14 protein-coding genes are annotated in these 14,156 nt (G+C 45.3%); 4 read left to right on the top strand and 10 right to left on the bottom strand.

Going from position 1 to position 14,156, the window contains the following annotated elements; genetic code table 11:
- Positions 1–891 (top strand): thiamine pyrophosphate-dependent enzyme, encoded by an 891-nt coding sequence (locus EYA77_RS02410; RefSeq protein ID WP_042699121.1) that lies wholly within the window; start codon positions 1–3, stop codon positions 889–891.
- Positions 892–1,029: 138 nt separating this feature from the next.
- Here EYA77_RS02410 and EYA77_RS02405 read toward each other — a convergent pair whose 3' ends face one another.
- The 9 genes from EYA77_RS02405 to gmd form a co-directional block, all read right to left on the bottom strand.
- Entirely contained in the window at positions 1,030–1,608 is a 579-nt protein-coding gene (locus tag EYA77_RS02405; protein WP_167815762.1) for a DUF5803 family protein, read from the bottom strand.
- Positions 1,609–1,616: 8 nt separating this feature from the next.
- The gene (thrC, locus tag EYA77_RS02400; protein ID WP_042699115.1) at positions 1,617–2,816 is read right to left on the bottom strand and encodes a threonine synthase; all 1,200 of its coding nucleotides are present in this window, start codon (positions 2,814–2,816) and stop codon (positions 1,617–1,619) included.
- Positions 2,817–2,848: 32 nt separating this feature from the next.
- Positions 2,849–3,619 carry a metal-dependent hydrolase gene (locus EYA77_RS02395; protein ID WP_167815761.1) on the bottom strand — a complete coding sequence of 257 codons (771 nt, stop codon included), beginning with the start codon at positions 3,617–3,619 and terminating at the stop codon, positions 2,849–2,851.
- A 43-nt stretch (positions 3,620–3,662) separates the two neighbouring features.
- Positions 3,663–5,135: a flippase gene (locus tag EYA77_RS02390; RefSeq protein ID WP_167815760.1), complete on the bottom strand. Its 1,473-nt coding sequence runs from the start codon at positions 5,133–5,135 to the stop codon at positions 3,663–3,665.
- Between the two features lie 161 nt (positions 5,136–5,296).
- The gene (locus EYA77_RS02385; RefSeq protein WP_209314989.1) at positions 5,297–5,707 is read right to left on the bottom strand and encodes a hypothetical protein; all 411 of its coding nucleotides are present in this window, start codon (positions 5,705–5,707) and stop codon (positions 5,297–5,299) included.
- Positions 5,708–6,042: 335 nt separating this feature from the next.
- Entirely contained in the window at positions 6,043–6,909 is an 867-nt protein-coding gene (locus EYA77_RS02380; RefSeq protein WP_167815759.1) for an alpha-1,2-fucosyltransferase, read from the bottom strand.
- A gap of 7 nt (positions 6,910–6,916) precedes the next feature.
- A complete protein-coding gene (locus EYA77_RS02375; protein WP_209314988.1) occupies positions 6,917–7,546 on the bottom strand; it encodes a DUF268 domain-containing protein in 630 nt (209 codons plus the stop codon).
- Between the two features lie 149 nt (positions 7,547–7,695).
- Positions 7,696–8,637, bottom strand: coding sequence for a GDP-L-fucose synthase (locus tag EYA77_RS02370; protein WP_167815757.1), 942 nt, complete (start codon positions 8,635–8,637; stop codon positions 7,696–7,698).
- Positions 8,638–9,690 carry a GDP-mannose 4,6-dehydratase gene (gene gmd / locus EYA77_RS02365; RefSeq protein ID WP_245241117.1) on the bottom strand — a complete coding sequence of 351 codons (1,053 nt, stop codon included), beginning with the start codon at positions 9,688–9,690 and terminating at the stop codon, positions 8,638–8,640.
- Positions 9,691–9,773: 83 nt separating this feature from the next.
- On the opposite strand from gmd, the gene EYA77_RS02360 reads away from it, so the two are divergent.
- From EYA77_RS02360 to EYA77_RS02350, 3 genes are read left to right on the top strand one after another with little or no spacing between them, the layout of a single operon-like run.
- Positions 9,774–11,132 carry a mannose-1-phosphate guanylyltransferase/mannose-6-phosphate isomerase gene (locus tag EYA77_RS02360; protein ID WP_167815756.1) on the top strand — a complete coding sequence of 453 codons (1,359 nt, stop codon included), beginning with the start codon at positions 9,774–9,776 and terminating at the stop codon, positions 11,130–11,132.
- Positions 11,129–12,103: a glycosyltransferase family 2 protein gene (locus EYA77_RS02355; protein ID WP_167815755.1), complete on the top strand. Its 975-nt coding sequence runs from the start codon at positions 11,129–11,131 to the stop codon at positions 12,101–12,103. Before EYA77_RS02360 ends, EYA77_RS02355 begins: the two co-directional genes overlap by 4 nt.
- Positions 12,104–12,108: 5 nt before the next feature.
- Positions 12,109–13,233, top strand: coding sequence for a glycosyltransferase family 4 protein (locus EYA77_RS02350; RefSeq protein ID WP_167815754.1), 1,125 nt, complete (start codon positions 12,109–12,111; stop codon positions 13,231–13,233).
- A 152-nt stretch (positions 13,234–13,385) separates the two neighbouring features.
- Here EYA77_RS02350 and EYA77_RS02345 read toward each other — a convergent pair whose 3' ends face one another.
- Positions 13,386–14,129 (bottom strand): nitrilase-related carbon-nitrogen hydrolase, encoded by a 744-nt coding sequence (locus EYA77_RS02345; protein WP_167815753.1) that lies wholly within the window; start codon positions 14,127–14,129, stop codon positions 13,386–13,388.
- Positions 14,130–14,156 lie beyond the last annotated feature (27 nt).

Here is a 14,156-nt window from a genome sequence, read left to right as displayed (position 1 = left end):
ATGGTAGACAGATCAATTGAAAACTTTGAGTGCGGGCACAGAGCCTGCGGCGGATGCGGAGCATCATCTGCAGTCCGTATGATCCTGAAAGGCTACGGCGAAAACACGATCGTCGTCAACTCGACGGGATGTCTGGAAGTCTTTTCCACTCCTTACCCGGAAACCGCATGGAAAACTCCCTGGATCCACTCACTCTTCGAAAACGCTTCCGCAGTAGCATCGGGTATCGAAGCATCCCTCAAAAAGCAGGGACGCCTGGACACCGAAAAGATCCTCGTCTTCGGCGGGGACGGCGCCACGGTGGATATCGGAACGCTCTGTATCTCCGGTGCATTTGAACGCGGACATGACTTCACGTACATCTGTTACGACAATGAAGCATACATGAACACGGGAATCCAGCGTTCAGGGGCAACACCCTACGACGCTGACACGACCACATCGCCCGCAGGTGTCTGCTCGACCGGAAACAACCTCCCTAAGAAGGATTACCCGCAGATCCTCGTCGCGCACGGGTCGCCTTATGTTGCCACTGCATCAATGGCTTACCCTGCGGATCTGATGAAAAAGGTCGAAAAGGCACGAAATACAAAAGGCCCCTGCTATATCCAGGTTCACACACCCTGCTGCACCGGATGGGGATTCGACGGCGCCAAGACGATGGAGATCGGCAGAATGGCAGTCGAATGCGGACTCTGGGTCAACTACGAAGTTATTGACGGAGAGCTTGCGACTGTTAAGAAAGTCAAGAGAGTGCCGGTCGATGATTATCTCAAAGCCCAGAAACGTTTCCGTCATCTCTTCAAACCCGTAAGGAACGATGCCGAGATCGCAAAGATCCAGGCCATCGCGGATAAAAATGCCAAGAAATACGGCATTGATATTGAATAAGATCAGTATCAGAAAATACTTCCAATCTCTTTTTTTAATCAGTTCACCTGACCCAAATACATTTGCCGACGCTTACACAAATCAATGAAGTCGTGAGTAAATAAAAAACAAAAAGAAAAGGAGGTGGGTTCGTTTTTTTTAGAAATCCCTGATCGGCTTTCTTTTCAGTCTGAAATACCTGACACCGGCAATGACAAACACAACTCCCCATATCCCGAGGAAAAGATAGAGCAGAGGTTCGCGCACGTCATCATAAAACGTGAGAGAGGCAGTATTTGTATTCTCAAACGTTACCATCGAACCATAGGACGAGTTGTCCGATGAAGATACGACCCCTCCGTTCCCAACCGTGCCTAAGATCAGATGTCCTGTCTGAAACTTCTCCGGCAGATAGATGGATACATTGTACGGCTCGGCATATCTCAGATAGATCAGCCCGTTCTCGATCTTCGCAGAGTAATTCAGCGTATAGTTCCCTGCTGGAAATGAGACGGTTTTTCCATTCTGGGTAAACTCGACAACACCGCTCTCGTTTTGGATCGTCAGATTGTCTACCGGAAGGGCGATCTCCTCACCTAAAAATCCGGGTTTCACCAGCAGAAATGTACTCTGGTTGATAAGAGTAGCATTCGCCGTAAGAACGGTCCCGTCCTCAGATACAAAATACTCTGCTGAGTTTGCAGCCGCAGGGACTGCAAACAAAGCAAGCAGAATCACAAAGATGCTTACAATACAGCAAGCAGTGCTTCGATGGTTGGATCGATCTCGATTGGCGGAGCGCATTGTTTGATTACAGTTTCTGGATCTTTCAGCAGGTGGCCGGTCACGACACAGACGATCTTTTCGTCCTTGTCGAGAAGTCCCATCTCTGCCATCTTGCGAATACCTGCAACTGAAGCTGCAGATGCGGGTTCTACACCAATACCTTCGTATCTGGCAAGATCACGCTGCATAGCAAGGATCTCGGCATCGGTCACGGACTCTGCAGTTCCGCCGGTCTCGCGTATCGCACGGAGAGCCTTCTCAGCGTTGACCGGAGCACCGATACGGATCGCCGAGGCAACCGTCTCAGGGTTCTGCTCAACAATAACTTCCGGAAGCTGACCTTTGATCGCAGCAACGACCGGAGCTGCGCCTTCTGCCTGGATCGCGGTCATTTTTGGAAGGCGGTCAATGTATCCGATCTCCTTCCACTCGCAAAGTCCTTTGTAGACTGCAGAAATATTTCCGGCATTTCCTACCGGCAGAACGATCCTATCCGGAACGCAGCCAAGCTGATCGACTACCTCGAATCCAATGGTCTTCTGTCCTTCAAGACGATAAGGGTTGATGGAGTTCAGCAGATAGATGCCGTGGGAAAGACAGAGTTCATGCACCATCTCAAGCGCGCGGTCAAAGTTGCCGCGAATCGAGATGACCTTTGCTCCATGCATAAGTGCCTGGGCAACTTTTCCAAGAGCAACGTGACCTGCAGGAAGTAAAACAACAGCCGGCATTCCTGCTTTTGCTGCATAAACCGCCATAGATGCTGACGTATTTCCGGTGGATGCACAGGCAACGATATTTTTGCCGAGCTGTTTTGCCATGGAAACGCCAAGCGTCATGCCGCGGTCTTTGAACGATCCCGACGGATTCATTCCCTCGTGCTTTGCATATAGATTGGTCAGTCCCATCTCCTCACCAAGTTTTTTCAGATGATACAGAGGTGTGCCTCCCTCCTGAAGGGTGACGGGTTCGATTTTCACCGGCAGGAACTCTTTGTAGCGCCAAAGGGAGATCGGGCGCTGTAAAATCTCTTCGTGGGTGATCGTGATCTTGCTCAGATCATATTTTACTGCAAGCAGATGGCCGCATTTCTCACAATTATACACTATCGCGTCGGGGGGATACTCGGCGCCGCAGTGTACACAGACGAGTTTATACATGGATATATATTTGGTTCTTCAGGATTAGAAGCTTATTCCCGGATCTCTTTTTTTGCAGGAACGCCGGACGCTTTCAGGAAGATGACCCAGAGCACGATCGGGACCATAAGTGCTGTTGGATAAGCGAATTCCGGAGGAATAATGCGGGTCATAGAGAGAGGAATAAGAACAACGGCAGCTGTCAGCAGAATGACGACAAAGATCTTTGGCTGGACATCAGTCCCGTCTCCTTTGATCCTGCCGCGAAGGCGGCTGAAACTGAACGGATAAAAGTAATGGATCCCGGAATTATCGCAGGTATCTTCGAGTAAATGAAGGAAACATCCCAGAAGAAATGCCGAGCCGAACACATAGATGAGGAGGTTATTATACAGAAAATTCAGATACGGAACGAATGAAAGCACAAAGCAGATGAGCCAGATATAGGCCGTTACGAGAACTGAGATGAGCACTATCCCGATTGGCGAGTGGGGAAGTTCACGATGTCCGTTTATTGCATATATTTTTTTACCGAAGATTATCCGGAAAATAAACTGAAGCGGTTTGTAGCAGGCATAGTAGAGGGCATAACCGAATACCGGCGTGAGATGAAATTTTCTGCCCCGGGCACCGGGAATTTCTGCATGATATATCGCAGCTTCCTTTCCTTTATCAATATCGGGGGTGAGCGAGCCGAAGAAAGCGCCAAGGAGGAGAAGAAGCACCGCCGGAATCGATTCCCATGTGAGGAGAGACGGAGTTAACGGCGCAAGGATAACAAGCATCGTTGCCAGAGTGAGGGTGATGTGAGTGATACCTTTCATTTGTTGGAGAAGTATTTCTTTTATAGGGAAATAAGGGAAGGGGTCACAGCCATTTCGGCCAGGGCAGGCCGAAAGTTGTTACCATGCCGGCGATTTCATCACGGATGCCGTGATCAAGTTTCAGCAATACGAGGATGTAGATGAGGGCGCCGACGATGACCGGAATCAGAGTCACGAGAACATTGTCAAGAGGGATGAACCGGATGTATATGAATACGAAGAGTGCCATGACAAGGGAGGCGATGACGATGTGGGCAATCGGGAGGAGTTCAAGACGGATGGTGATGTAGCGTTTCAGGAAATGCGAGATCAGAATGGCGTTCAGGGTGTAACTTATCAGTGTCGCGACCGCGGCGCCGTTTATCCCAAAGATCGGGATCAAGGTTACATTGAGAACAATATTAAGCAGGGCGGCAATACCGGCGGCATAGAATGCCTGGCGGGCGTGATCGGAGGCGGTAAGCCCGACGCCAAGAAGCAGGGTGAACACCGCGATGATCTGCATGACAAGAAGAATCCAACATACTGTAGAACCCGCGGCGAAATCAGCGCCGTAGAAGAAGTATAGCAATCGTTCTGAAAGAAGGATTCCACCAAAAGCAACAGGAATTGCGAGGATAAGTGACATAGTTATCCCGCGGGTCACCGCGGGAGAGATCCGATCCATCTGACCGTTTGAACTCCAGTGACTGATTTTCGGTGTGAGTGTTGTGGCGATCGCAAGTGCAAGAAATCCGGCAAGTGAGGTAAACTGATAGGCAGTACGATAGACGCCGACATCCCCGTTGGTCATAAAATAACCTATGAAAATCGTATCAGCATAGGCAAAAACGATGGATCCGGTCCCTATCAGAAATATCCAGAATCCGTACACCGCAAGGCTGCTGATGTGACGGAAACTGAATTTTGCAGGTTTGAAGGTGAAATATTTTAAGCAGATGATTCCGGAAATGATGATACCCATGATAACTCCGCCGAATAATCCAAATACGGAAAATCCAAGGAGAACCGCTATGATCTGGAATACTATTCTGACAAACTCACTTATGCCGTTGGCTATGCTGTATATGCCAACATGGCCCAGGCCATAAATTCCATAGGTTACCGTGTGGCCAAAAAATGAAGCCGTAAGTGCGATGATGATCCAGAGAACAAGATCATATGACTGCAGATCGATAAAGTAGGGACTCAGCAGAAGAAGGAGCAATGTCGAAACGATGATGAGTAGAGCACGCAGACTTGCATACGCGGTAATATATGCATTCTGATCATTTCCTTCGGATATCCTTTTCACTGCGGCTTGTCCAAATCCTCCGTCCCCGATCATGTTGAATACGCCGTAATACGCAAGGAAAAGGTAGTAGACACCCATCAGATCTTTGCCAAGGAGGTGGGAAAAGAGCATGGTGGAGATAAATCCGAAAAAGGTGATGGTTATTGTCGATAGAAGAGAGAGGGTACTCTGGCGCTGTATTGCCGGGATACGCATGATATTGGAGATGATGGGTTTTGACATCTGAGATAGGTTGCCTAATCCTATTTTTATATGTCCATGAAGATGAAATAAGTATACTATTAATAGGAGTTACGCGGTGTTGGTGTGGATTCAATTCGGAAAGGGTATGGTTGGATGCGGACATATGAGCTTATTTAACCGCCAATAAGCCCAAATGAGCTTTACTCATTTGAGGCGGCACGCAAGCCTTCGGCTTGCACGCCTCCGCGAATCCTCGCGAATCGCATTTTTCTTGCGCCGCCGCGCTCTGCACCGCCGTGCTCTGCTCCGGCCGATCGCCTACGCAGAATCGCACGCCGTTTGGAAAAATGCTGGGGAAAAACCGGCGTGCCGGTTTTTCTCTCCTTTAACTTCTCTTTTTGTGAAATCAATATATCATGAAACAACAGAAAAACCCGCACGCGGGCTTTTCTTATAGCATTTATCAAGAGAGGGTGCGATTCTGCGTAGGCGATCAGCCGAAGCAGAGCACCCGAACGTAAGGAAAATGCGATTCGCGCTAATTTGCGGAGATTCGCGGTTGATTTTTCTTTTGTGTCTAGATGAATGCCGTACACGAAATCGAAGTACATCTCATAAGGACTTCAGTTTTTTTCGGTTGAGATCACACCGCGTAAGTCCTATATTAACTGAATCTCTGTTGTGAATCTGCTCTGATGACATAACAATCGAGGGTGAAGATTTATTATACAAAAAAATTTGTTATTAGGAATTAGAGTAAATATGAAATACTATCTGGATTGGAGAAAATTATACAAAAAATACCTGGGATCATAAATCAATTTGAACCAAGAAAGTGGGTCATGGAAAACATGAATGATGAGATTTGTGCTAAAAAATTTTTGAAAATTATGGATATCTAATCAACATAGATATTAGATTGCACAATATATTTGAAAGGCCCACACTACACTCTCACCCATGAATCTGAAATAATATCTGTCTTCATATCTGGATCATTAAACCAATGCTTAGGACAAACCACGATCTTGTCCTTATAATTTCCAAGCCATGCCCCCCACCAACTGAATGAACTGTTTGCAATAATAAAATGTTTGCACTGCATCATTAAACGAAGATCCTCATAATCTTCATCCGGACCATTCTGATCCATATAGTGAACTTCATAAGGAATAGAGATGTTTGTTTTTGTCCACTCCAGATCGTCAGAAAACACAAAAAATACTGGATTTTGAACCATTTCAGAGATATATTTTATAGATTCATAATAATATGCCAAACTGCAAAGGCCATGCGTCGAGTTTGCCGCTGCATTCGTTACGTAATCACCTCTTCTTACATGAAGGCAAATCGATGTGGTACGTGAAATTAACTCACTCCATCGCATATTTGCATTACTCTGTAGAGTAATGACCTGTAAATCCTGACGAATAATCGCTTCATTATGCAGAAAATATTTCTCGCATTGCCAATATCCATCCAGATACAGATTATGTTCTTTATTTATAATTGAGGGATTATAGTCAAGTTTCTTCTCCAGAATATATTTATGATAAATAAATGGGCATTTCTTCACTAAATTTTCTAAAAATAACATCAACATTCTGGAAATAATTCCTCTCCTAACTACATTCCCTTTCACATTCAAATGAAACAATTCATAATGCCGGGGTGTTGTATCCAAAGAATGTCTTCTGTCATAAAATGACACATCCAGATATAATTCTTCACCCAGATCATGAGCCAATGATCTCCCAATAGCATACTGAAACATCTGATTTCCAAGACCGCCCATTAATTTAACCGTAACCATATGTACCTCACACTATTTTCCTGAACCCGAAACAACCGCACCCATATGTACACTCATCAGAATTTTCCTTTGAAGCAGGCGATATAAAATCATTCACATGTCCTTTGGTATCAGATACTAAAGAAAAATCCATTAATTCAAAGCCGTGAAACATCTTCATAACGAGATCATATGTGTAAATTCTATGAGCATTATACATAATTTTAGCATCGCCGCCAACCGGAACTACAAATAACAGATCACCACCAGGTTTTAGCACTCTTTTTAATTCCATCACCGCTAAAAGATCTCCCTTGGAGTTAATGGGATCGCCGTACCTTCCGAGTCCTATATGTTCAACAACATGCATACAAGAAAGAGAAGAGATCGATCCATCAGCAAATGGGAGTGCGACGATATCAACGGCACCACTGGAAAGATTCGTGAGATTCAATTCTGCCGGGCGATAATCATAGAAACGCACCATAATAAACGATGAGACAAGAGTTACAAATGAAAGTGATGAGGAAATATCGACATGCTCCTCTGGGCCTGTTTTGGCAAGAATTCTTGCTGCCCATGCCGGATGATATATGTAGTGAGCATCAAAGGGAGTTTTACCTGTATTATCATTAAGACATGGGTATAATTCTGACAATTTCACATTGAACCGCGTATCTGCTTGAGTCTTCCGATTACTTTGAAAGCGAAAATAATCTAACAGATAGGGGATAAAACCCGCTAGCGAATGGAGGGTATTATAACTCCATACTGCAATTTTCCTTATTATCATCAGCTATACCTATGTTATTTCTGCGTTACGTACCACTCAATCGTTTTCTTCAGCCCTTCCCTGAACTCCACCGTAGCCCTAAACCCAAACTCCCTTTCTGCCGCGCTCACATCCAGCATCCTTCTCGGCTGACCATCCGGCTTACTCGTATCCCACATGATCTCACCCTCAAAACCTGTCAGTTCAGCAATCAGATCAACGAGCTCCTTAATAGTAATCTCCATGCAGGAACCAAGATTCACCGGATCCGGCTTATCATAGCTTTCAGCCGCGCGAACGATGCCGCGTGCCGCATCATCCACATACAAAAACTCCCGTGAAGCTGCACCGGTTCCCCAGACTTCGACCCTGTCTGATCCGCTCTCCTTCGCATCGATAAACTTCTTGATCAGTGCCGGGATTACGTGGGAACTATCCGGATTAAAATTGTCCCCCGGACCATACAGATTCACCGGCAGAAGATAGATCGCATTGAACCCATACTGCTGACGGTATGCCTGAGCCTGAACAAGCATCATCTTCTTCGCAAGACCATAAGGTGCATTCGTCTCCTCAGGATACCCATTCCATAACTCCTCTTCCCGGAACGGGATCGGTGTAAACTTCGGGTATGCGCAGATCGTGCCGACAGCGACAAACTTGCCCACATTATTCTGCCGTGCCGCTTCCATCAGCTGGATCCCCATGATCGCATTATCATAAAAAAGCGAACCCGGATTATGCATATTATACCCGATCCCTCCAACACTTGCTGCAAGATGAATGATCAGATCGACCCCTTTCGTAATGGAAAGGCAGTTTTCCCATACACGCAGATCGATATCCCGACTTCGGGGAATGATGATATTTTCCTGTTTCGCACCGGACGCGAGAAGATGTTTTACCACGTTTGAACCAAGAAAACCGGCACCGCCGGTCACTAAAATGATATTGTCTTCAAAATGTATCTTACTCAATTAATCCACGCCCCACCATTTATCCGGATACAGCTTTGCAAGTGCCGCATCTCCTTCACCAATCGGCTTAAGTCCTGCTGCTCGGAAATCCGAATCGACCATGATCCTTGTAAGATCACCAAAGGTTACCTTTGGTTTCCAGCCAAGAATCTTCTTTGCCTTTGTAGAATCACCGATCAGATTTTCCACCTCGGTCGGGCGGAAGTATTTCGGATCGATCCTGACGTGATCCTCCCAGTTCAGACCCGCGTAGCTGAATGCCTCTTCAAGGAATTCTTTTACCGAGTTGGTCTGCCCGGTGCTTACGACATAGTCATCCGGTTTGTCCTGCTGAAGCATCATCCACATCGCTTCGACATATTCTGGCGAGAATCCCCAGTCACGGCGTGCATCGAGATTGCCCATATAGAGATATTTCTGTTTGCCGGCAACAATGTTTGCAAGACCGCGGGTGATTTTTCGTGTCACAAACGTTTCGCCGCGACGGGGAGATTCGTGATTGAAAAGAATGCCATTACAAACAAACATATTGTACCCGTCACGGTAGTTTCTGGACATATAATATGCATAGACTTTTGCACATGCATACGGACTTCTCGGCCAGAATTTGGTATCTTCATTCTGCGGCGGCGGGGTCGCACCAAACATCTCGGAACTGGATGCCTGATAAAATCTGATGTCCTGCCCACTTTTTCGGATGGTTTCGAGTAATCTTGCAGTTCCAAGCCCGGTGACATTTCCAGTGTATTCAGGCGTGTCAAAGCTCACTCTTACATGGCTCTGGGCGCCGAGGTGGTAAACTTCTGAGGGTTTGATATTGTAAATTATATTAGAGATCTGTTCCGTATCTGAAAGATCACCATAATGAAGAATCAACTTGGGTTCATCATGTGGATCCTGATAGATGTGATCAAGACGTGATGTGTTAAACGTAGATGCCCGGCGGATAAGGCCGTGGACCTGGTATCCTTTATGGAGAAGAAGTTCAGCAAGATAGGAGCCGTCCTGACCAGTGATGCCGGTAATGAAAGCCGTTTTTGATATGTGAATCACCTTGATAAATAGTATATGAGTGAGAAAACTATTTACAACTACTTACCCAAGGATAGTATAGATATTCAAATAGGTAATATTTTATGTACACAATAATTCTTGCCGGCGGCTTTGGCACACGCCTCTTCCCTTTGAGCAGAAGCAACTACCCCAAGCAGTTTATTCCCCTCTTTGGAGATCTGTCACTTTTCCAAAAGGCAGTTTTGCGTGCTGCAATATTTTCAAAACCGGAAGAAATTTTTGTTGTAACAAACGACACCCACAAATTCCTTGTAAATGATCAGCTCAGTCAAATCAATATCTCCTGTAACGTGCTGCAAGAACCCTGCGGAAAAAACACCCTTCCGGCTATCACCTACGCTTCTCTAAAAATTTATGAGAAGGATAAAGCTGCTTCGATCCTTGTTCTCTCTTCAGATCAGATTCTAGAAGTGGGGGATGCATACATTTCGGCCGTCAAAGCAGCCGAAAAACTTACGAATGACTATATAGTAACATTTGGCATCATCCCTACAATGCCTCATACAGGATATGGCTATATCAAACCAGGAGACGAACTTGAGGGGGGTTACAAGGTATCATCCTTTGTCGAAAAACCCGACAAGCATACTGCAGAAAAATATTTGAAAGACGGATACCTCTGGAATGCAGGTATATTTTGTTTTTCAGCAGATATGTTTCTCGAAGAGTGCAGGAAATATGCTCCAGAGGTCTTCTATGCATTCAGTCACGATGTATTAAATGCATATGAACTGACACCTAAAATCTCGATAGATTATGGTGTGCTGGAAAAAACATCCAAAGTTGCCGTGGTTCCCCTGTCAGGAGCTTGGAATGACCTCGGGAGTTTTGAGGCATTATATGCGGTAAGCGGGAAAGATAAGGTGGGAAACGCCGTGTCCGGAGAATATATTACTCCAGATGGAAAAAACAATCTTATTATCTCTGAGAGACTGGTTTCAACCATTGGGATCTCTGATACCGCAGTCATTGATACAGCTGATGTTTTAGTTGTTTGTCCAACGAATCAAACCCAGAAGATCGGTGCGATCACAGAATTACTTCGCCAGAATAATGATGGGCGAGTTGTTACACATACTACTGTTCATCGGCCTTGGGGACGTTATACCACGATTCTAAAATGCGGCACGTATCTTGTTAAAAGGCTGATTCTGAACCCGCATAACCGCATCTCTCTTCAATATCATAATCACCGAAGTGAACACTGGGTAGTGGTTAGCGGAGTTGCGGAAGTTACGAACGGAGAGAATACCTTCCTTGTCAAAACAGGTGAGAGTACCTTTGTTCCTTCAGGCACCATTCATCGGCTTGCTAATCCTGGGGATAGCCCGCTGGAAGTAATCGAAGTGCAAAATGGTGACATCCTAACCGAAGATGATATTATCAGATGCGAGGATGATTTCCATAGGAAAACAGTATGACACCTCCACGAATATCCATAATTGTCCCGCTGTATAACAAAGTCAACGAAGTTCAGCGTGCCATTGATTCAATATTTGCACAGACAATACAGAATTTTGAATTGATCATTGTGGACGGAGGATCAACCGACGGCAGTTTGGATGTGATAAAAAAATACGAATCCGATTCGCGATATCATCTGATTCATCAGCTTTCTAAAGGATTGCCGGCAGGGAGAAATGAAGGAATTGCGGCAGCCGGTGCCGATCTTATTGCTTTTCTAGATGCTGATGATGAGTGGTTGCCAACATATATTGAGCAAATATTGAAATTAAATGCGGACTATCCATCTGCAGGTTTATATGCAACGGCTTATATCCCAACGTATGGTAATCAAACCCAAAAGTTGCCATTGTGTGAAATCCCCAAAAAACCGTGGAACGGAATCTTAGACTCTTATTTCCGTTCAACAGCCTTAGCCATGCAACCACCTTTTTCACCATGTTGTGTAACTATTCCAAAATCAACTTATGATAGAGTTGGACTTTTCAATCCGAGTCTTAATATTGGAGAGGATACAGAAATGTGGGGTAGAATTGCCCTATGTTTACCCATTGCTTATTCTTCCACCGAAGGAGCAAAATATCATTGGATTTCCAATAACAAGATGACGAATATCAGAATGCCGATAGATCACCATCCGTTTTATAAATATATCTTATCCCTTCCGGAACAAGAGGAGGTAATTAATAATACAGATGGGTTACAACTTTATTTGGAGATGGAGGAACTTAATATGGCTTACATCAACCTCATAGCAGGAAATAAGCAATATGTTAAAGAAAATCTCAAAATAGTTCAGTCAAAGTATTTTCTTAAAAGAAAATTACTGTTAGAGCTCCTCCTTTATCTCCCGAGTCAAATTGTCAAAAAGATACCATTAATAAAGCAAAAAACATTGGATAGAATAAGAATTTGGATGTCAGGATAGCCTCTATGATACTTGTTATCATCGCAACCCACTACCTTCCCCACGTCGGCGGACTTGAACTCGCAACCTACCATCTGGCGAAGGAACTTGACAAACAGCATAACGAAGTTCATATCATCACTCCATCTCCCGACCCCAATAAAAACACAACTCCCATCCATATGCACAGGTACCCGATTCATACCTACCCAGATGAGCATCCCATTCGAGCATTCATTGATGGTTTGACCTTTTTCAAAAAGACGGTGAAAACAATCAAAGAAATAAAACCGGATATCATCCACGCACAAAATATTACAAATTCAATCCCTGCATACATCGCCTGGAAAAAATACCACATCCCATATACAATCTGCATACATGGAAATCTGGAACTTATGGGTCCATTTCTCCCCGCATCTCTCAAAAGATTCTGGCCCCAACTCCCGCATATCAAAGAAGCAGCACAGATTATCACTCTCACAAATGAAATGGCAACCCAATTCGAAAAAGAACTTGGAACAAAACCAGTTGTTATTCCAAACGGTGTTGATCTTGATAGATTTTATCCTGCTGAAAACAATGAGATGAAAAAATCTGTATCACCAGTTATCCTCACCCTATCCCGAATAGATAACAAAAAGGGACTGGAGTATGCAATTGAGAGTATGAAAAAGGTCCATGCTAAGTTTCCAACTGCAAAACTTATGATCGTCGGCGATGGAGAATATCGGTCAGAACTTGAGAAGCTGGTAGAGATGAATATGCTCTCAGCAACAGTTGAGTTTACCGGCTTAATCCCAAACAGTGAGGTTCCAGTTTATCTTCGCAATGCTGATCTCTTTTTACTTCCAAGTCTCTATGAAGGTCTTCCCTTAACTCTGTTAGAGGCAATGGCTTGTGGCCTTCCTGTTATCTCGACTCCGGTCAGTATTGCACCGGAAATAATCACCACTTGGAAAAACGGGTATATCATTCCCTTCAAATCCCCGGATGCAATCTCCGAGGCGATAATTGACTTGCTTTCCAATTCAGATAAACGTAGACAGTGTGCTGAAAATAGTTTTAGAGCAGCAAAAGAAACAATGTCTTGGGAAAATGTAGCAAAACAATATGCTGAACTGTATCAATTCATACTTGAGTCAAATTAGGGTAGATATACGGGGAAATAACCCGCATTTTCATCCCGGGAAATATATCCTATATAACAGGCTATGTGGGATACATTTTTGTTAAGCATCAAAAAGACGCCGCAATCACATAACTTTGTCCAGCAATCCTCCTGCTCAAAAAATACGTAGCTTCATATCATCCCCCACACCCTCCTCATCTCCCTCACCCCCTCCACATCCACGTCCCCCCCACATCCCCCTTCAAACACGCCCCCGTCACTGATCACACGCCCCTCATAATCACACACCATACTCCGCCCGCAGTAATCCGTACCCGAAACGGGATCATACCCCATACATGCAGCCCCGACAACAAACCCGCGATTCTCGAGCGCCCTCGCCCGAAGCAGAAGTTCCCAGTCTGAAACACGGGCCGCAGGCCAGGCCGCCTGGACCAGAACACACTCGCACCCCATCTTCAGATATGCGCGAAACAACTCAGGAAACCGCAGATCAAAACAGATCGCACACCCGAACTTCACACCGCCGTAAGTAAATGTCACCGGCTCATCACCGGGTGAAAAACACCGATCCTCTTTTCCGGGAACGAATAAATACATCTTCGAATACTCGGCAATGATCTCCCCCGAGGGTCCGCACACGAGCATCGTATTTTGCGGCAAACCTCCCGCCACGGTTTTCTGATACGAACCGACAACGCACACATTATGCTTTTCTGCAAGGGCAAGCCAGCGGTTTTTCACATCCTCACCTGAGACCTGAGCGGGCACGGGCCGCCATCCGGTTGCATACTGCTCGGAAAACATCGCCATATCCGCTATACCTGCTTTTCCGCTAAGAAAAGCATCAGCCTTCAAAAAAGCCGCATCCACATCATCCCAAACCTGGGTCAGCTGAGCACAACAAACACGCATACTACTAGTAACGCATGCCTGACAAAA

The sequence above is a fragment of the Methanocorpusculum sp. GPch4 genome (assembly GCF_012062385.1).
GTDB classification, from domain to species: Archaea; Halobacteriota; Methanomicrobia; order Methanomicrobiales; family Methanocorpusculaceae; genus Methanocorpusculum; species Methanocorpusculum parvum.
Note: the sequence above shows the minus strand (reverse complement) of the source record. Positions and strands in the feature narration are given on the sequence as shown.